This window comes from Pseudomonas sp. GM30, from assembly GCF_000282275.2.
Lineage (GTDB): Bacteria > Pseudomonadota > Gammaproteobacteria > Pseudomonadales > Pseudomonadaceae > Aquipseudomonas.
In genome coordinates, this window is record NZ_AKJP02000022.1 from 442,667 (window position 1) to 461,102 (window position 18,436).

At 58.5% G+C, this 18,436-nt stretch carries 14 protein-coding genes and 4 tRNA genes; 5 read left to right on the forward strand and 13 right to left on the reverse strand.

The window, feature by feature from the left end:
* Positions 1–74 precede the first annotated feature (74 nt).
* On the forward strand, positions 75–1,205 hold the full coding sequence (locus PMI25_RS15355) for a nitrilase-related carbon-nitrogen hydrolase (RefSeq protein ID WP_007961179.1): 1,131 nt from the start codon (positions 75–77) through the stop codon (positions 1,203–1,205).
* Between the two features lie 3 nt (positions 1,206–1,208).
* Complete coding sequence (locus tag PMI25_RS15360) at positions 1,209–2,249, forward strand: AraC family transcriptional regulator (RefSeq protein WP_007961180.1); 1,041 nt, start codon at positions 1,209–1,211, stop codon at positions 2,247–2,249.
* 319 nt (positions 2,250–2,568) lie between these two features.
* Here the strand turns inward: PMI25_RS15360 and PMI25_RS15365 are convergent, their stop codons facing one another.
* A complete protein-coding gene (locus PMI25_RS15365) occupies positions 2,569–3,456 on the reverse strand; it encodes a DUF2242 domain-containing protein (protein WP_007961182.1) in 888 nt (295 codons plus the stop codon).
* Positions 3,457–3,547: 91 nt separating this feature from the next.
* On the reverse strand, positions 3,548–4,447 hold the full coding sequence (locus PMI25_RS15370; protein ID WP_007961184.1) for a LysR family transcriptional regulator: 900 nt from the start codon (positions 4,445–4,447) through the stop codon (positions 3,548–3,550).
* Positions 4,448–4,567: 120 nt separating this feature from the next.
* Here PMI25_RS15370 and PMI25_RS15375 point away from each other — a divergent pair, with 120 nt between their 5' ends.
* A complete protein-coding gene (locus PMI25_RS15375; RefSeq protein WP_007961187.1) occupies positions 4,568–5,761 on the forward strand; it encodes an MFS transporter in 1,194 nt (397 codons plus the stop codon).
* A 629-nt stretch (positions 5,762–6,390) separates the two neighbouring features.
* On the opposite strand, the gene PMI25_RS15380 is transcribed toward PMI25_RS15375, so the two are convergent.
* The 10 genes from PMI25_RS15380 to PMI25_RS15425 form a co-directional block, all read right to left on the reverse strand.
* Positions 6,391–8,262, reverse strand: a complete 1,872-nt coding sequence (locus PMI25_RS15380; protein ID WP_007965360.1) for a SurA N-terminal domain-containing protein — start codon at positions 8,260–8,262, stop codon at positions 6,391–6,393.
* A 235-nt stretch (positions 8,263–8,497) separates the two neighbouring features.
* Positions 8,498–8,770 carry an HU family DNA-binding protein gene (locus PMI25_RS15385; protein WP_002552737.1) on the reverse strand — a complete coding sequence of 91 codons (273 nt, stop codon included), beginning with the start codon at positions 8,768–8,770 and terminating at the stop codon, positions 8,498–8,500.
* 147 nt (positions 8,771–8,917) lie between these two features.
* Positions 8,918–11,314 (reverse strand): endopeptidase La, encoded by a 2,397-nt coding sequence (gene lon, locus PMI25_RS15390; protein ID WP_003223634.1) that lies wholly within the window; start codon positions 11,312–11,314, stop codon positions 8,918–8,920.
* Positions 11,315–11,476: 162 nt separating this feature from the next.
* Positions 11,477–12,760 (reverse strand): ATP-dependent Clp protease ATP-binding subunit ClpX, encoded by a 1,284-nt coding sequence (gene clpX, locus PMI25_RS15395; RefSeq protein ID WP_003223632.1) that lies wholly within the window; start codon positions 12,758–12,760, stop codon positions 11,477–11,479.
* Between the two features lie 112 nt (positions 12,761–12,872).
* Entirely contained in the window at positions 12,873–13,508 is a 636-nt protein-coding gene (clpP, locus tag PMI25_RS15400) for an ATP-dependent Clp endopeptidase proteolytic subunit ClpP (RefSeq protein ID WP_007951559.1), read from the reverse strand.
* Positions 13,509–13,600: 92 nt separating this feature from the next.
* Complete coding sequence (gene tig / locus PMI25_RS15405) at positions 13,601–14,911, reverse strand: trigger factor (RefSeq protein ID WP_007965363.1); 1,311 nt, start codon at positions 14,909–14,911, stop codon at positions 13,601–13,603.
* Between the two features lie 397 nt (positions 14,912–15,308).
* Positions 15,309–15,384, reverse strand: a tRNA-His gene (locus PMI25_RS15410).
* Positions 15,385–15,460: 76 nt separating this feature from the next.
* Positions 15,461–15,545: transfer RNA gene (locus PMI25_RS15415), tRNA-Leu, on the reverse strand.
* A 57-nt stretch (positions 15,546–15,602) separates the two neighbouring features.
* Positions 15,603–15,678, reverse strand: a tRNA-His gene (locus tag PMI25_RS15420).
* A 32-nt stretch (positions 15,679–15,710) separates the two neighbouring features.
* Positions 15,711–15,787 (reverse strand) — tRNA-Arg (locus PMI25_RS15425).
* Positions 15,788–16,062: 275 nt separating this feature from the next.
* Here PMI25_RS15425 and folD point away from each other — a divergent pair.
* Together folD and pbpG are read left to right on the forward strand one after the other, a co-directional pair.
* Complete coding sequence (gene folD / locus PMI25_RS15430) at positions 16,063–16,917, forward strand: bifunctional methylenetetrahydrofolate dehydrogenase/methenyltetrahydrofolate cyclohydrolase FolD (RefSeq protein WP_007965366.1); 855 nt, start codon at positions 16,063–16,065, stop codon at positions 16,915–16,917.
* Positions 16,918–17,147: 230 nt separating this feature from the next.
* The gene (gene pbpG / locus PMI25_RS15435; RefSeq protein ID WP_007965368.1) at positions 17,148–18,086 is read left to right on the forward strand and encodes a D-alanyl-D-alanine endopeptidase; all 939 of its coding nucleotides are present in this window, start codon (positions 17,148–17,150) and stop codon (positions 18,084–18,086) included.
* A gap of 151 nt (positions 18,087–18,237) precedes the next feature.
* Here the strand turns inward: pbpG and PMI25_RS15440 are convergent, their stop codons facing one another.
* Complete coding sequence (locus tag PMI25_RS15440; RefSeq protein WP_007965369.1) at positions 18,238–18,432, reverse strand: hypothetical protein; 195 nt, start codon at positions 18,430–18,432, stop codon at positions 18,238–18,240.
* Between the last annotated feature and the right edge of the window lie 4 nt (positions 18,433–18,436).

The window sequence follows — 18,436 nt, forward strand, 5'->3', positions numbered from 1 at the left end:
AGCGCCCCTTGGCAAGCGCCGGCATGCGCCCTACCCTAGTCGCCACACCCTGTACCCGGCTGTTGTTGGTTTTCATGCGCAAACTTCTGTACCTGTTTTTCTCCATGGCCATCGTTGCCGCCCTGACCACCTACGCCATGTGGGCGGCGGACCGGCCGGCGGGGCATTACCTGTCGGACTTGCGCATCAAACTGGCGGTCGATCAGGGCACGCCCGCCGACCGCGGCAATCTGCTGGGCATCCAGCCGGAACTGTTTCCCACCGACTACCAAAGCCCGGAACGCCTGCACCGCAAACTCGCGGCCTATCTGCAGCAGGCCCAGGATCAGGGGCTGCTGAACGAAAAAACCGTGGTGGTACTGCCCGAGCATGTCGGCACCTGGCTGATGATCAGCGGCGAGAAAGACGAGCTGTATCAGGCGCCGACCCTCGTCGAAGCGATGAACTGGCTGGCGGCGAGCAATCCGTTGCTGTTTGCCCGCGCCTGGCTCACTGCCAAGGGCGAAAATCGCCTCGACGACGCGCACCTGCGCATGAAGTCCAAAGCCATGGCCAAGGATTACCAGGCGTTATTCGGTGGTCTGGCCAAGGAATTTCACGTGACCCTGGTGGCCGGCTCCATCGTGCTGCCCGAACCGAGTATTCGTGATGGACAGCTCAAGCCCGGCAGCGGTGCGCTGTTCAACAGCAGCGTGGTATTCGGTCGTGATGGCGTGCCGCTGGGCCAGCCCCAGCGGCAGATGCACCCGATCTTCGAACAACGTGACGTGATCGGAAGCGAAGACGAGCACGCGATCAACGTGGTCGAGACCCCGGCCGGGCGTCTGGGTGTGCTGATCGGCAGCGACAGCTGGTACCCGGACAACTATCGCCGACTCGACGAGCAAGGCGCGCAACTGGTGGCGGTGCCGGCCTTCGTCGTCGGTCACGACACCTGGAATCAGCCGTGGGCCGGCTACAAGGGTTCGAGTACACCGGGGTCGGTCAGCCTCAAGCCTGGGGAAATCAGTGAAGGTCAGGCCTGGCATCGCCTGACACTGACCGCGCAACCGCCGAGCAGCCGTGCGATCGCCGGCATGAGCGTGTTCCTGCGCGGCCAGTTCTGGGACAAGCCCGGTTCGGGGCAAAGCTTTCTCAGCAGCAATGGCCAGCAATTCGCCGATGGTGAAGCCCGTGGCGCACGTTTGCTGAACATCTGGTTGTAAGCCATGAAGCCGCTGCCGATGCGCCTGGGGGATCTGTCGGTAGGTTTCGTGCATAGCCTCGCTGATGCCGTGCGCAGCCATGGTGCCGATCCGCAACCGCTGCTGGAACAATATGGTCTGGATGCCGCGCGACTGGCCGAGGCCGGCGCGCGGCTGTCGATCCCGCGCTACATGCGTCTGGGGCACAGCGCGATTCAGTTGACCGGCGATCCGGCGCTGGGCCTGCGCATGGGCCAGCTCAGCCGCTTGAGTCAGGCCGGGCTCGCCGGGGTCACCGCCGCACAAGCGCCGACCGTGCGTGAGGCCGCCCGTTGTCTGATCCGCTTCGAGCCGCTGTACGGCTCCAACTATCGCGGCCAATCGAGCTTTCACGAAGATGCCCATGGCGCTTGGCTGCGCTTTTATTCGATCAGCCCATACAACGCCTATAACCGCTTTGTGGTCGATTCGATCATCGCCGGCTGGCTGCATCAGCTGTCCAGCGTCGGGCGCGAGCCACTGCGGGCCGAACGCATCGAAATCGAATTTGACGCGCCGGACTATCGCGACGCCTACAGCGTGCTGGGCGACTGTCCGATCCAGTTCGGCGCTGAGCGCAATCAATTGCGCCTGAACCTGAACAGCCTCGCACAGCGTAATCCCGAGCACTGCCCGAGTACCTGGCGGCATCTGCTGCAATTGTGTGAACGGGAACTGGAGCAATTGACCCGCACCCGCAGCCTGCGTGAACGCATCACTCAGCTATTGGGGCCGTTGCTCAATGGTGGCCGGGAACCCGACCTGGAAGAAGTGGCGGCGCGCCTGAAGCTGCCGACCTGGACCTTGCGCCGCAAACTGGCCGAGGAAGGCACGCAGTTTCGCGCGATCCTCAATGACACCCGCCGTGATCTGGCGATGACCTACATCCGCGACACCGAACTGGCGTTCGGCGAGATCGCTTACCTGCTGGGCTTTGCTTCAGCCGAGGCGTTTCAACGCGCCTTCAAGCGCTGGAGCGGCCAGACCCCCGGCGAGTTTCGCCGCAGTCATCGCAAAACCGCCTGACGCCTTAAAGCTCGGTGGCGTCTTCGGCCGGCTCTGGCTGATCCAGTTCATACGCCTGGTATTCGAGCAGTTCTTCTTGATAGTCATCCATCGTGTGGTCCCCCTGCTGCCCGTTTGAAAATAGCCCGATCAACTGACCAGTGCCTCGAGCCTAGCGTGCCCGTATGAAGGAAAAGTGACATCGCGCCTTCATGAATAAAACGTAGCAGGTGGTCAGGAATTTATCGCGGGATTTTTGTCAGGGGAATGTAACGAGCTTTCATGCGCCGCAGAAACACCTGTGGGAGCAGATTTGCTCCCACAGGGTTTCGCACCGGGCTTACTGCATTGCCGGAATCGGCTCGGACGGTGGCGGGATATTGCTCGGGTTGGCCGGCGGCGTAATCGTTTCGCTGGCCGGTGCTGGTTCAGCACTTGGTGCCGGGGTGATCGGCGCAGACTCCGCAGGCGGCACCACGGGTTCGGAACCCGTTGACGTCGGCGCAACCGGGGCCGGCGCCGGGGTCGCTGCCGGGGCTGCCGGCGTCGTGGTCTGAGCTGGCTCGACAATCCCGGCTGGCGGCGGCGCAGGCGTTGCCTCTACCGCCGGCGCAGGAGTTGCCGGCGCTACAGCGGCAGGCTTGGGCTCCGGCACCCCGAGATCGGTCTTGGGTTTTTCTTCGATGTGCGCAGCTTTCTTCGCATCGGCTGGCAGAAACAGTTCAACCAGGGTGAAGAAACGCTCGTAGAACTTCTGCGAGGTCACGGTTTCGCTGGCGACCTTGACCATCGAATCGTCGGAAGAGCCGATCGGCATCGACACCGAACCCAATACGCCGACCCCGAGGCTGGCGGAGTTGTTGGTCTTCTTCAGCGCATAGCGATCCTGCAAGGCGTTGGCGAACACCGTGGCATGGTGCTTGGAGCTGCCGTCTTCGGTACACACCACATTGAAGCTGATCTCCATGTGGGTTTCACCGGTTTGCTGGAAGCTTTTGTGGCCACTGATGAGTTTCGGGTCACTGCTGGTGATGATGTAGCCCTGGCTGAGCAACGCACGACGGGCCGCCTCGCAACTCGCGGTGTCAGCCACCGGATAATTGCGCGAGAACGTGCCGGAATCATCGAAGTTCTCATGCTCATAGATCGGCTTGTCCTTCGAACAGCCAGCAACAGCGGTCAACAACAGCGCCAACCCAACGACACGCATGGGAGTTGAAATCAACATTGAACATCCTGAGGGAAAACAGTCCGGGGCGTATTGTGCAACAGAACTTGGCCCTGCGGCGCGTGGATTGTGTCTTAAAGCCGTTACAACCCTATTGACCATTGTTTGCCGGAAAAAGTCGCAGCGACAAGTGATCGATGAAGACGCGCAATTTGGCGGTGGCATGGCGGCTGGAGGGCCACAACACCCAGAACTGACCGGTGTGTTTCATATGCGCATCCAGCACACGCTGCAAGCGCCCGTGCGCTACGTCCTCGTGGGTCATGAAATCCGGCAGGCAGGCGATACCCATCCCCGCCAGGGCCGCATGATGGACGGCTTCGATGGAAGTGGTGACGAGCCGCGTCGGCAAGCTCGGCTCCGGCGCGCCCTCCTCGCCAATCAATGGCCACGGCTCCAGCTTGCCGGTGGCATGAAAGGTGTGCCGCAAGCAGGCGTGCTTCGCCAGATCGGCGGGGATCTGCGGTACGCCGCGCTGCTGCAGATACAACGGGCTCGCCACCAGCACCATGTGAAACTCGCCCAAGGGCCGCGCCATCAGCCGTGAATCTCGTGGTTGACCGGTACGAATCACCGCATCGAAGCCCTCCTCCACCACGTCGACCATGCGATCGGTCAGGTCCAGATCCAGCTCGATCTGCGGATACCGCGCCATGAACTCATTCATCACCGGCATCACCAGGCCATGTACTTGCGGCAGGCTGATGCGCAGTTTGCCATGGGGCTGCGAGGCGGAATCGCAGAGTTCGAACTCGGCGGCTTCCACCTCGGCAAGAATCTTGCGACAGCGCGCGAGGAACAGCGCACCCTCGCTGGTCAGGGTGATGCTGCGGGTGGTGCGATGAAACAGCCGCACGCCGAGTCGCGCCTCCAGCCGGGCAATGCTTTTGCCCACCGCCGATGACGAAACGCCCTGCAGCCGCCCCGCCTCGGTAAAACTGCGAGTCTCGGCGACCTGAACAAACACCGAAATACTGCCCAGACTGTCCATTTCACCTCTCCGACTTACGACATCCGTGTCCGATATGTTCGGAACCGTAAACCATTTTTCCCCAATGCGCAGCGCCCTAGCCTATGGCCTTCACTCACTTCGGCACATGGACGCTGACTCATGAACGATGCACAACTGACTTCGGCCCTCACCCGGCCAGTCGAAACCCACCACCGATTACCCCTCGGCGCCCTGCTGGCCCTGGCTACCGCTGGCTTCATCACGGTGCTGACCGAAGCCATGCCCGCCGGCCTGCTGCCACAAATGAGCGCGGGGCTGAATGTCTTCCAGGCACTGATCGGGCAACTGGTCACCCTGTACGCGATTGGCTCGATGCTCGCCGCCATCCCGCTGACCATCGTCACCCGCAGCTGGCGTCGCCGGCCATTGCTGCTGTCAGCCATCGGCGGCTTCGCCATCGCCAACAGCATCACCGCCCTGTCGGAGTGGTACTGGCTGACATTGATCGCACGCTTGCTCGCCGGAGTATTTGCCGGGCTGCTGTGGGCGTTGCTGGCAGGCTATGCCAGCCGCATGGTCGCGCCACACCTGCAAGGCCGCGCGATCACCGTCGCCATGCTCGGCGCACCGCTCGCCCTGTCGCTGGGCATCCCGGCCGGCACGCTACTCGGCACCTTGGTGGGCTGGCGCCTGAGCTTCGCGGTCATGACCGCACTGACGCTGCTGCTGGTGATCTGGGTGCGCTGGCAAGTACCGGACTTTGCCGGAGAACACGTAGGAAAACGCCTGCCCCTGCGTCAGGTCTTTACCCTGCCCGGGGTGCGATCGGTGCTGTTCGTGACCCTGTCCTACGTGGTCGCCCACAATCTGCTGTACACCTACATCGCCCCGTTCCTGCAACCGTCTGGACTTGGCGGCGATATCGACCGAGTGCTGCTGGTGTTCGGCCTGGCCTCGGTGCTGAGCCTGTGGATCGTCGGCAGCCTGATCGACCGCTGGCTGCGCGAGCTGGTGCTGATCAGCACGCTGCTGTTCATGCTTGCGGCCGTCGCCCTGGGCCTGTGGCGAGAATCGCCGGCCGTGGTGTACACCGCTGTCGCCGTGTGGGGTCTGGCGTTCGGCGCAATGCCCTCACTGCTGCAAACCGCCTCAGCGAAAACCGCCGCAGAAGCTGCCGATACGGCGCAGTCGATGCTGGTAACCCTGTGGAATGTCGGGATTGCCGGGGGCGGCTTGGCGGGTGGTTTGCTGCTGGGGAATCCGGGAGTTGGGGCCTTTCCGTGGATTGTTGTGGGGTTGCTGGTTTTGACTTTATATGCGGCGCTCAGGGCTCGGGGCTATGGGTTTGTGTGATTGGGAGGATGGGATGTTTGTCTCTGCGGGGCCGGGTGGCTGGTCGGCCGTCTTCGCTGGCAAGCCAGCTCCAACAATTGATTTGCGGGTAGTCAGTCAGAGACAGGTCGGCCCGCAGGCCGCCATCGCCGGCAGGCCAGCTCCCACAAGATCAAGATCAAGATCAAAAGATCGTCCGAACGCGGCCCGAGCCTTCGGCAGCTCCTACACAGGATGAGCGTTAGCTCGGCTGCAGCTCTTGATCTTGCCGTGCCGGCCCCTTCGGCAGGCTGAGTGGAGGGGTTTATCCGGGGGTGGGAGCGCAGCGACCGTTCGACGAAGTCGAACACATCGAGAGGAGGTGCAGCGAAGCAAACCGTAGGCGATGCCCCCGGATGAATACCGTAACGAAGGAACCCGAGCCTAAGCGAGGGCCGTACGCCGGGGCCCAGCGTTTTGGTTACTTTTGGGCGTCTGCAAAAGTGACTCGCCGTAAGGGTGAAACCGCCAGCCGCAGCACCCGAAGCAACGGATATTCACCCAATCCACAAGAGCATGGTCGACCCGAAGGCCGCCAAGCTCAAAACCCAAGCCCCAAAAAAAACCCCGACCATAAGATCGGGGCTTTCCAGTTACCACTCAGTCAACCATCAATACCGCTTGATGTCCGCCTGACTCTCCAACTGTTTACGGAACGCCGCAAAATCCTGCTGGCCTTCACGCGAAGCCAGGAAACGACGGTACTGCGCCTTCTCTTCATCAGTCGGCGCTACTGCTTCATTCACACCGTCCAGACGCACAATCATCAGACTGCCGTCCTGCAAGGTCACGCTGCTGAACGTCGGCTTGCCCTTGGCCGCCGGTTTAGGCATGCGGAACAACGCCTGCAGCACAGTCGGGTCAACCCCTTCCTGAGCGCGGGTTGCCGCCGTCACAACCTTCCAGTTCTGGCCATCAACCGCCTTGTCCAGCGCAGTCTTGCCATCGCGCAGACTGGCGATCAACTGGTCAGCCTTGGTCTTGGCCGCAGCGCTGGCATGCTCTTTGGTCAACTGCGCACGAATCGCCGTGTTGACGGCTTCCAGCGGCAATTGCTCAGGCTTCAGATGCTCCTTGGCGCGCAGCACCACCACGGTTTCCGGATCCAGCTCGATGCCGGTGCTGTTGGCGTTTTCTTCCAGCACTTCCTGGCTGAACGCAGCCGTCACCACCGCGCGGTTGGCGGCGATGCCTTCGCCACCTTCACGGCCGAATGGCTTGGAGGTGTGCACAGTCAGTTTCAGATCTGCTGCAGGCTGGGCCAGGTCAGACGCTTCGAACGCCGAATCTTCCAGTTGCTTGGTCGCCTCGACAAAACGCTGCTCAACCTGTTGAGTCTTCAGCTCGCGGGTCAGCTTGTCTTTCAGGCTGGCCAGGGTCGGAACTTCCGGTGCTTCAACACCCAGCAGCTTGATCAGGTGATAGCCGAAATCGGTACGCACCGGCTCGGACACCTGGTCCTTGTTCAGCGAGTACAGGGCTTTCTCGAAGGCCGGGTCATAGACGCCAGGACCGGCGAAACCCAGGTCACCGCCATTGTTGGCAGAACCCGGATCCTGCGAGAACTCCTTGGCCAGCACTTCGAATTTCTCGCCCTTGGCCAGACGCGCCTGGACTTCTTCGATCTTCGCCTTGGCCTGAGCGTCGGTGGTCTTGTCGTTGACTTCGATCAGGATATGCGCGGCACGGCGCTGTTCCGACAGGTTGGCGATCTCTTTCTGATACGCCGCCTGCAGATCTTCGTCCTTGACCGCAACCTGGTCGAAGAACGAGGACTTCTTCAGCTCGACGTAATCGACAACCACCTGCTCAGGGGTCATGAACTCTTTGGCGTGCTCGTCGTAGTAAGCCTTGACCTCATCGTCGGTCAGCTTGACCGCGGCCGGGTCGGCCTTGACGTTCAGCGAAGCGAAGTCGCGGGTCTGTTTTTCCAGACGGGCGAATGCCAGCACTTCGGCGTCGGTGACGAAGCCGCTACCGGCAACACCGGCGCGCAACTGACCGATCAGCATTTCCTGAGCCAGCATCTGGCGGAATTGCATGCGGGTGTAGCCCAGTTGACGAATCACCTGGTCGAAACGCTCGGAGCTGAACTTGCCGTCCACCTGGAATTCAGGGGTCTGCAGGATCACCTGATCCAGTGCACCTTCGGAGAAAGCGAATTTCGATTGTTCTGCGCCTTGCAGCAGCAGCTTGCGATCGATCAGACCCTTGAGGGCCGATTCGCGGAGCATTTTTTCGTCAAGCAAGGAAGCATCGAAGTCCTTGCCCAGCTGTTGCATCAGCTGACGGCGTTGCATGTCAACGGCCTGGCTCAGCTCGTTCTGGCTGATTTCTTCACCATTGACCTTGGCCGCATCGTTGGTGTGCGTGGTGGCCTTGAAAATGGCATCGAAACCGGTCAGAGCCATCAGTGCAACGATGACCCCGATAATGGTCTTGGCAATCCAGCCTTGTGAATTGTCCCTGATATTCTGCAGCATGCGTCCCCCAGAAACGGTTGAACTTCAAAATTAGGCAACCGTGGAGCGTGGGTAGAATCCGGATAGAAGAAAGGCGCATCCGAGGATGCGCCTTCTCGTAACTGGCGGAGCGGACAGGGCTCGAACCCTCGATCCCGGCGTTACAGGCGGCTGTTCCAGCGACCTGCTCTACCGCTCCGCTGCCAAGTCAGGCATGACCCCGACCCGGATGGGTAAAAACCTGAAACAAACTTGCTTAGTTGACAGCTTCTTTCAGTGCTTTACCGGCTTTGAAACCTGGCTTTTTAGCAGCAGCGATTTCCAGCGTCTTGCCAGTCTGTGGGTTACGACCGATACGAGCTGGACGATCAGTCACGGAGAACGTGCCGAAACCTACCAGAACAACGGAGTCGCCAGCCTTGAGAGCGCCAGTGACGGATTCGATTACAGCGTCCAGCGCACGGCCAGCAGCAGCTTTCGGGATATCAGCGGATGCAGCGATAGCATCAATCAGTTCCGACTTGTTCACTCTAAGTCCCCTTATATCTATTTTGAGATGATTCTAAGTTTTTTGGTGAAAGCAAAAACAGTGCTGAATGGCCTACAGACACTTAAGAGCCGCTTTATAACAAGGGCTCTAAAAAGCTGTCAAGGAAGCCCCCCAGGCAAAAACGTATTAATGCGTGCTAATTCTTTCCTTTGAATCAGACTCACGTTTTTCGTCCTTGGAAACTATCTCCGGAGCCACATCCGGCAAGGGCTCCGGCGCGTATTGCAGCGCAATTTGCAGGACCTCGTCAATCCATTTAACCGGTTTAATCTGCAGATCCTGCTTGATATTGTCAGGAATCTCCTTCAGATCGCGCACGTTTTCTTCCGGAATAATCACAATCTTGATTCCGCCGCGATGAGCCGCGAGCAGTTTTTCCTTCAGACCGCCAATTGCCAGCACCTGACCCCGCAGAGTGATTTCACCCGTCATGGCGACATCGGCGCGCACCGGGATCCCGGTCAAGGCCGACACCAGAGCCGTGCACATGCCCACACCCGCGCTAGGACCGTCCTTCGGGGTCGCCCCTTCCGGCATGTGAATGTGGGTATCGCGCTTCTCGTGGAAGTCCAGAGGAATGCCCAGGCTCTTGGCACGGCTGCGGACAACCGTCAGCGCGGCAGTGATCGATTCGACCATTACATCGCCCAGCGAACCGGTCTTGATCAACTGACCTTTACCCGGTACCACAGCGGCTTCGATGGTCAGCAATTCGCCGCCCACCTGCGTCCACGCCAGGCCAGTCACCTGACCGATCTGATCCTGTTGCTCTGCCAGACCGTAGCGGAATTTGCGCACACCGAGGAAGTGCTCCAGCAGGTCAGCTGTCACTTTCACCGAGAAACGTTTTTCCAGCGCGTGCTCTTTGACGGCCTTGCGGCAGACCTTGGCGATCTGCCGTTCAAGGCCACGCACACCGGCTTCGCGGGTGTAGTAACGGATGATGTCGCGGATCGCTTCCTCGTCGAATTCCAGTTCGCCTTTCTTCAGACCGTTGGCGGCGATCTGCTTGGGCGACAGGTACTTGACGGCGATGTTGATCTTTTCGTCTTCGGTGTAGCCCGGCAGACGAATGACTTCCATCCGGTCCAGCAGTGCCGGCGGGATGTTCATCGAGTTCGAGGTGCACAGGAACATCACATCGGACAGGTCGTAATCGACTTCCAGATAGTGATCATTGAAGTTGTGGTTCTGCTCCGGATCGAGCACTTCCAGCAACGCCGACGCCGGGTCGCCACGCATGTCGCTGCCCATTTTGTCGATTTCATCGAGCAGGAACAGCGGGTTGCGTACGCCCACTTTTGTCATCTTTTGAATCAATCTTCCTGGCATCGAACCGATGTAAGTCCGACGGTGACCACGAATTTCCGCTTCATCACGCACGCCGCCGAGGGCCATACGCACGAATTTGCGGTTGGTCGCATGGGCAATCGACTCCGCCAGCGAAGTTTTACCCACGCCAGGAGGACCGACCAGGCACAACACCGGGCCACGAATCTTTTTCACGCGCTTCTGCACGGCGAGGTATTCAAGGATACGTTCCTTGACCTCTTCGAGGCCGTAGTGATCGGCATCGAGAATGTCTTCAGCACGCGCCAGGTCGAGACGTACCTTGCTTTGTGCCTTCCACGGCACCTGCACCAGCCAGTCGATGTAGGAACGCACCACGGTGGCTTCAGCGGACATCGGCGACATTTGCTTGAGCTTGTTCAGCTCGGCGGTCGCTTTGGCCAGGGCATCTTTCGGCAGGCCGGCAGCATCGATGCGCTTTTTCAGCTCTTCGATTTCGTTGTGACCTTCGTCACCGTCGCCCAGCTCTTTCTGAATGGCCTTCATCTGCTCATTCAGGTAGTACTCGCGCTGGCTGCGCTCCATTTGCTTTTTGACGCGGCCGCGAATGCGTTTTTCGACTTGCAGCAGATCGATTTCGGCATCCAGCAAGGCGAGCACGTGCTCGACCCGGGCCGACAGATCGATGATTTCGAGGATTTCCTGCTTCTGCTCGATCTTCAGCGCCATGTGCGCGGCCATGGTGTCGACCAGACGACCCGGCTCATCGATGCTGTTGAGCGACGACAGGACTTCAGCCGGGACTTTCTTGCCCAACTGCACATATTGTTCGAACTGCGACAGCAGGCTGCGCACGAACACTTCGGATTCGCGCTCGGCGGCGTCGACTTCGTCGATCAGCGAGACCTCGGCGCGGCAGTGCCCGTCGACTTCGCTGAAGCGCTCTACAGCGCCACGCTGCTCGCCTTCGACCAGAACCTTGACGGTGCCGTCCGGCAGCTTCAGCAGCTGCAGCACAGTCGCAATCGTACCTACGCGATAGAGAGCGTCTTCACCGGGATCATCGTCAGCCGGGTTTCTCTGGGCCAGCAGCAGGATCTGCTTGTCGCCCGTCATCGCTGCCTCGAGGGCTTCGATGGATTTCTCGCGCCCCACGAACAGCGGGATAACCATGTGCGGATAAACCACGACATCACGCAATGGCAGGAGAGGCAATTCGATGGTTGTCTTCATGATTTCGCCTCTACGGCGGCCATATGGCCGTAATCAGATGGAATTAAGCTTGAAGCCAAGATGGGGGCTGCCTTGAAAAAAAACAAGCGCAAAGCGGATGTAAAAAACGACATAAAAAAAAGAGGCCCGAAGGCCCCTTCTTTGTTCCGGCAGTGTGGACGCTTACGCGTCCGGCGCTGCCTTGGCCGTCGGCTCACTGTTTTCGTAGATATACAGTGGCTTGGACTTGCCTTCGATCACACTTTCATCGATGACGACTTTGCTCACCTCGGACTGCGAGGGAATTTCGTACATCGTGTCGAGCAGCACACCTTCGAGAATCGAGCGCAGGCCACGGGCACCGGTTTTACGTTCCAGGGCACGCTTGGCGACCGATTTCAGTGCGTCGGTCCGGAACTCCAGATCCACGCCTTCCATCTCGAACAGCTTGGCATACTGTTTGGTCAGAGCATTTTTCGGCTCGGTGAGGATCTGCATCAGCGCAGCCTCGTCGAGCTCGTCCAGCGTCGCCAGGACCGGCAGACGACCAACGAATTCCGGGATCAGACCGAACTTGACCAGATCGTCAGGCTCGACTTCACGCAGGGATTCACCGACTTTCTTGCCTTCTTCCTTGCTGCGCACTTCTGCGTTGAAACCGATGCCGCCCTTGGTGGAACGGTTTTGAATAACCTTTTCCAGACCGGAGAACGCACCACCGCAGATGAACAGGATGTTACGGGTGTCGACCTGCAGGAATTCCTGCTGCGGATGCTTGCGGCCACCTTGCGGCGGAACGGAAGCGACCGTGCCTTCGATCAACTTGAGCAAGGCCTGCTGCACGCCTTCACCGGAAACATCGCGGGTGATCGACGGGTTGTCGGACTTGCGGGAAATCTTGTCGATTTCGTCGATGTAGACAATGCCCATCTGGGCCTTTTCCACGTCGTAATCGCACTTTTGCAGCAGCTTCTGAATGATGTTCTCGACATCTTCACCCACGTAACCAGCCTCGGTGAGGGTGGTGGCGTCGGCGATGGTGAACGGAACGTTCAGCAAGCGGGCCAGTGTTTCGGCCAGCAGGGTTTTACCGGAGCCTGTCGGGCCGATCAGCAGGATGTTGCTCTTGCCGAGTTCGACGTCGTCAGCCTTCTTGTCACGCTGATTCAGGCGCTTGTAGTGGTTGTACACCGCTACGGCCAGAACCTTTTTCGCACGCTCCTGACCGATTACATACTGGTCAAGGATGCCGCTGATTTCTTTAGGCGAAGGCAATTTATGCGCGCTGCTTTCGGCCTGTGCTTCCTGCACCTCCTCGCGGATGATGTCATTGCACAGGTCGACGCACTCGTCGCAGATAAAGACCGAGGGGCCGGCAATCAATTTGCGCACTTCATGCTGGCTTTTGCCACAGAAGGAGCAATAGAGCAGCTTGCCGTTGTCCTCGCCGTTGCGGGTGTCAGTCATTCGTTCGATCCAAATCCGATAGGCTTGCAACACAAGATGAAGGCTATTGCGGGCTTTTTCAAGCCCGCTGGTGGTCGGACCTGCCGACCCACCTTATTTTGAGCTGCTTATTTTACGCAGGACGCTGGTTGATGACTTCGTCGATCAGACCGTATTCCTTCGCAGCTTCTGCACTCATGAAGTTGTCGCGGTTGGTGTCGCGCTCGATTTCTTCAAGCGTACGACCGCTGTGCTTGGCCATCAGCGTGTTCAGACGCTCGCGAATGAACAGGATTTCCTTGGCATGGATTTCGATATCCGACGCCTGGCCCTGGAAACCGCCCAGTGGCTGGTGAATCATCACACGCGAGTTCGGCAGGCAGAAACGCTTGCCTGGAGCACCGGCCGTCAGCAGGAATGCACCCATGCTGCACGCCTGACCAATGCAGGTCGTCGATACGTTTGGCTTGATGAACTGCATGGTGTCGTAGATCGACATGCCCGCTGTCACCGAACCGCCCGGGGAGTTGATATAGAGATGGATGTCCTTGTCCGGGTTTTCCGCTTCAAGGAACAGCAATTGCGCACAGATCAGGTTGGCCATGTAGTCCTCTACAGGACCCACCAGAAAGATTACGCGCTCCTTCAGAAGGCGCGAGTAGATGTCATAGGCGCGCTCGCCACGAGCAGATTGCTCGACAACCATCGGGACCAGGCCGCCGGCGGCCTGGATATCAGAGTTCTGCTGAATATACGAATTACGGAACATGCTCTGCAGTCACTCCCAAATAGTTATGTCTTGAATACGCATAAGCCAGCTCGAAGGCTGGCTTATGTGTGTACTTCTTAACGCAAAAACAATCAGTCGGCTTTTGGAGCTTCTACCGGCTTGACCGCTTCTTCGTAAGAGACCGATTTGTCGGTCACGCTAGCTTTCTGCAGAACAGTATCCACAACTTGTTCTTCCAGCACAACCGAACGAACTTCGTTCAGTTGCTGCTCGTTCTTGTAGTACCAGGACACGACCTGCTCAGGTTCCTGGTAAGCCGAAGCCATTTCCTGAATCATTTCACGAACGCGGGCTTCGTCAGGCTTCAGGTCGAACTGCTTGACCACTTCAGCCACGATCAGACCCAGCACTACACGGCGCTTGGCTTGCTCTTCGAACAGCTCGGCCGGCAGTTGGTCAGGCTTGATGTTGCCGCCGAACTGCTGAACAGCCTGCACGCGCAGACGGTCAACTTCGTTGGACAGCAGAGCCTTAGGCACTTCGATCGGGTTGGTGGCCAGCAGACCGTCCATTACCTGATTTTTTACCTTGGATTTGATGGCCTGACGCAGCTCACGCTCCATGTTCTTGCGAACTTCGGTGCGGAAACCGTCGATGCCGCTTTCCTTGATGCCGAATTGAGCGAAGAACTCTTCGTTCAGCTCTGGCAGCTTAGGCTCGGACACGGTGTTTACAGTCACGGTGAACTCAGCGGTTTTGCCGGCCAGGTCCAGGTTCTGATAGTCCTCTGGGAAGGTCAGGTTCAGAACGCGCTCTTCGCCCGCTTTGGCGCCAACCAGGCCTTCTTCGAAGCCCGGGATCATGCGACCGGAACCCAGCACCAGTTGAGTGCCTTTGGCCGAACCGCCAGCGAATACTTCGCCGTCAACCTTGCCAACGAAATCGATGTTCAGCTGGTCTTCGTTCTGAGCGGCACGGTCGGTCACTTCAAAACGGGTGTTCTGCTTGCGCAGGATGTCCAGCATCTTGTCCAGATCAGCGTCAGCCACGTCAGCGCTCAGGCGCTCGACAGTGATGCCATCGAAACCGGCAACGGTGAACTCAGGGAACACTTCGAATACGGCAACGTATTCCAGGTCCTTGCCAGCTTCCAGCGACTTTGGCTCGATCGAAGGCGAACCGGCAGGGTTCAGCTTCTGCTCAACCACAGCTTCGTAGAAGGAGGACTGGATGACATCACCAACAGCTTCCTGACGAGCGTCAGCACCGAAACGGCGCTTGATTTCGCTCATTGGCACTTTGCCTGGACGGAAGCCAGCAATCTTGGCCTTTTGGGCAGTCTGCTGCAGACGCTTGTTGACCTGGCTCTCAATGCGCTCAGCCGGCACGGTGACGCTCATGCGGCGCTCAAGAGCAGTAGTATTTTCAACAGAAACTTGCATGGATATTCCTCGTTGCACAGACGTTAGCCGGCCGTTTCCGACCCCAGAATCAAGGGCATGCATTCTAGTGGGTCAAACTCAAGAAGTCACCCTACTGGAAACGGGTAAAAAAACAGCAGGCCATTTATAGGTGTGAATGCAGCAATGCACTCCACCCCGAAGACGAATAAAGACCAACACGCCAGGGCTCTGTTTCAACCGCTTCTATATATAGAAGAGACCGCGAGCCATCTCCCTGACGGCTGATCCCGTGAACATTGCCGGTGGTCGGCGCAACGGATGCAAATCCGTGAACACGACGAATGTCCTGCCCTTGGACCCGAAACCCGACACAACAAACCACATGCCGTAAAACAAAAAAGGCGCCAGACTGTTAAATCTGGCGCCTTTCGAAATATGGGGTGGACGATGGGGATCGAACCCACGACAACGGGAGTCACAATCCCGTGCTCTACCAACTGAGCTACGCCCACCATATTGCGTCACAAAAAAGCCATTCAACTTCTTTGCTGAACTTCATCAGGCCTGCGGCATGAATGAAGCTTTAATTGGTGCGGATGAAGAGACTCGAACTCTTACGCCTCGCGGCGCTGGAACCTAAATCCAGTGTGTCTACCAATTCCACCACATCCGCAGATGAAGCTTTTAAAGCAAAGGCGCCAGACTGTTACATCTGGCGCCTTTCGAAATATGGGGTGGACGATGGGGATCGAACCCACGACAACGGGAGTCACAATCCCGTGCTCTACCAACTGAGCTACGCCCACCATATCGCGTTACTTGTGCCAAAGCTGCCTAATGGCGCACCCGGCAGGACTCGAACCTGCGACCATCCGCTTAGAAGGCGGATGCTCTATCCAGCTGAGCTACGGGCGCCTTGTTAATCTGTACCCTTGGAGGACTACAAACTAAGTGCTTTCCAGTCTCACAGAACCGTAATTCCGCTCGACCTTCTTAACCAGTGCTAGGCTGTGCCCGACAAGTGCGACGAATAGTATAGAGCGACCTTAAGGTCGTCAAATCTTTTTTGAAAAAAATTCATTTAATTAAAGGAGTTAGGGGAATTTGCTGACCAAGCGCCTTTGCCCTCACCGCCTGACATGCGAGAATGCGTTCTCTTTTTTTCCCCTCTCGATGGTTAATCACGCGCAATGACTGCACAACTAATCGACGGCAAATCGATCGCCGCCAGCCTGCGCCAGCAGATCGCCCAACGAGTTGCCGAGCGTCGCCAGCAAGGCCTGCGCACTCCCGGCCTCGCGGTGATCCTGGTCGGCAGCGATCCTGCCTCTCAGGTTTATGTCTCGCACAAGCGTAAAGACTGTGAAGAGGTTGGCTTCCTCTCTCAAGCCTACGACCTGCCTTCCGAAACCACTCAAGAAGCGCTGACCGATCTGATCGATCGCCTCAACGACGACCCGGCCATCGACGGCGTGCTGCTGCAACTGCCGCTGCCCGCGCACCTGGATGCCTCCAAACTGCTGGAGCGCATTCGCCCGGACAAAGACGTCGACGGCTTTCATCCTTATAACGTCGGCCGCCTGGCCCAGCGCATTCCGCTGCTGCGTCCGTGCACCCCAAAAGGCATCATGACCTTGCTGGAAAGCACCGGTGTTGACCTTTATGGTCTCGATGCGGTGGTGGTTGGCGCCTCCAACATCGTCGGTCGCCCGATGGCAATGGAACTGTTGCTGGCCGGTTGCACGGTGACCGTCACCCATCGCTTCACCAAGGATCTGGCCGGCCACGTCGGTCGCGCTGATCTGGTGGTGGTCGCCGCCGGCAAGCCGGGTCTGGTCAAGGGCGAGTGGATCAAGGAAGGCGCAATCGTGATCGACGTCGGCATCAACCGTCAGGACGACGGCAAGCTGGTCGGTGACGTGGTGTACGAAACCGCCCTGCCCCGTGCCGGCTGGATCACTCCGGTGCCGGGCGGCGTTGGCCCGATGACCCGCGCCTGCCTGCTGGAAAACACTCTCTACGCGGCAGAAACCCTGCACGCCTGAGGCGTAATTTCAGCAAGAAAAGAACCCCGCCTTGTGCGGGGTTTTTCGTATCTGAGAAAAAACACTAACCGTTCGCCGGAAACCCCTCTTTTTACAGGCCTTTTCACGAGATTTTCAGGTCATTCAAACAACCATCGACAGATCTTCAGCCATACTCCTAGAATGCGACGCTTTGAAGAAATAACCCGTTACAAACTAACGGAATATCCAACCTTTATGAGTTCGCCCGCGTGAAAATTCGTCTTTCGATCCTGAGCCTGGTTTTTGCTTTTTCAGGCACGTTCATCACGCCAACCGTCAACGCCGCTGAAACCACCGCCGCGCCACGCGACGCTTCGCAACTGAAGATCGCCTCCGGCAGCGCCCTGCTTATGGATTTGCAGACCAATAAAGTCATCTATTCGAGCAACCCGGATGTGATCGTACCGATCGCCTCGGTGAGCAAATTGATGACCGGACTGGTGGTGGTTGAAGCGCACCAGAACATGGACGAATGGATCGACGTCGACATCAGCCATACGCCGGAAATGAAAGGCGTGTTCTCCCGAGTCAAACTCAAGAGCGAACTGCCGCGCCGCGAGATGCTGCTGATTGCCCTGATGTCCTCGGAAAACCGCGCGGCCGCCAGCCTCGCGCATCACTATCCAGGCGGTTACGCCGCGTTCATCGCCGCAATGAACGCCAAGGCCAAGGCGCTGGGCATGACCAACACGCACTATGTCGAGCCGACCGGGCTGTCTGAACGCAACGTGTCCACAGCCCGCGACTTGAGCAAATTGCTGGTCGCCGCGAGCAAGCATCCGATCCTCAGCGAGCTGACCACCACCAAGGAAAAAACCGTAGCGTTCCGCAAACCCAATTACACCCTGGGTTTCCGCAACACCGATCACCTGGTGAACAAGGCTGACTGGGACATCAAGATCACCAAAACCGGCTTTACCAATCCGGCTGGGCACTGTCTGGTACTGGTCACACGAATGGGCAACCGTCCGGTTGCGCTGGTAATTCTCGACGCGTTTGGCAAGTACACGCATTTTGCCGATGCCAGCCGTATTCGCAGTTGGGTGGAAACTGGCCGTAGCGCCAGCGTTCCGGCAGTAGCACAGCAATACAAGGCCGAGAAAAACCTCAAGAGTCGCCAAAGCGGCGTGGTCGAAGCCTCCAAGTAACCGGAAAAACCCAACTGTGGCGAGGGAGCTTGTTCCCGCCGGGGCGCGTAGCGGACCTTCTTTTTTAACAAGAGAAGGCCTGCTGCGCAGTCCAGCGGGAGCAAGCTCCCTCGCCACAGGGGTATTCAGCCAGTCGTTAAATAGCCTTTATTCAATCATTGGGTAGCGGCATTTTGTCGTCATCCGGGATGCCGTCGCCTGCGCCCGGATCTGGCGTCAGCACATTGGGCCGCGCCAACGGATCCCGCAGCGGACTGTCCGGATCCAGCACAGGATCCACGTCGTCCTCAGGCGTGGTCGGCACGCTGTCCGGTTTTTTATCGTCGAAGCTGGAATCGGTACTCATACGC

Bases quoted from the DNA above. Each gene is read 5' to 3' on its own strand.
- clpP (WP_007951559.1), bottom strand. From the start codon at position 13,508: ATGTTCCGTAATTCGTATATTCAGCAGAACTCTGATATCCAGGCCGCC.
- folD (WP_007965366.1), top strand. From the start codon at position 16,063: ATGACTGCACAACTAATCGACGGCAAATCGATCGCCGCCAGCCTGCGC.
- PMI25_RS15355 (WP_007961179.1), top strand. From the start codon at position 75: ATGCGCAAACTTCTGTACCTGTTTTTCTCCATGGCCATCGTTGCCGCC.
- PMI25_RS15375 (WP_007961187.1), top strand. From the start codon at position 4,568: ATGAACGATGCACAACTGACTTCGGCCCTCACCCGGCCAGTCGAAACC.
- PMI25_RS15360 (WP_007961180.1), top strand. From the start codon at position 1,209: ATGAAGCCGCTGCCGATGCGCCTGGGGGATCTGTCGGTAGGTTTCGTG.
- clpX (WP_003223632.1), bottom strand. From the start codon at position 12,760: ATGACTGACACCCGCAACGGCGAGGACAACGGCAAGCTGCTCTATTGC.
- tig (WP_007965363.1), bottom strand. From the start codon at position 14,911: ATGCAAGTTTCTGTTGAAAATACTACTGCTCTTGAGCGCCGCATGAGC.
- lon (WP_003223634.1), bottom strand. From the start codon at position 11,314: ATGAAGACAACCATCGAATTGCCTCTCCTGCCATTGCGTGATGTCGTG.
- PMI25_RS15440 (WP_007965369.1), bottom strand. From the start codon at position 18,432: ATGAGTACCGATTCCAGCTTCGACGATAAAAAACCGGACAGCGTGCCG.
- PMI25_RS15380 (WP_007965360.1), bottom strand. From the start codon at position 8,262: ATGCTGCAGAATATCAGGGACAATTCACAAGGCTGGATTGCCAAGACC.
- PMI25_RS15365 (WP_007961182.1), bottom strand. From the start codon at position 3,456: ATGTTGATTTCAACTCCCATGCGTGTCGTTGGGTTGGCGCTGTTGTTG.
- PMI25_RS15370 (WP_007961184.1), bottom strand. From the start codon at position 4,447: ATGGACAGTCTGGGCAGTATTTCGGTGTTTGTTCAGGTCGCCGAGACT.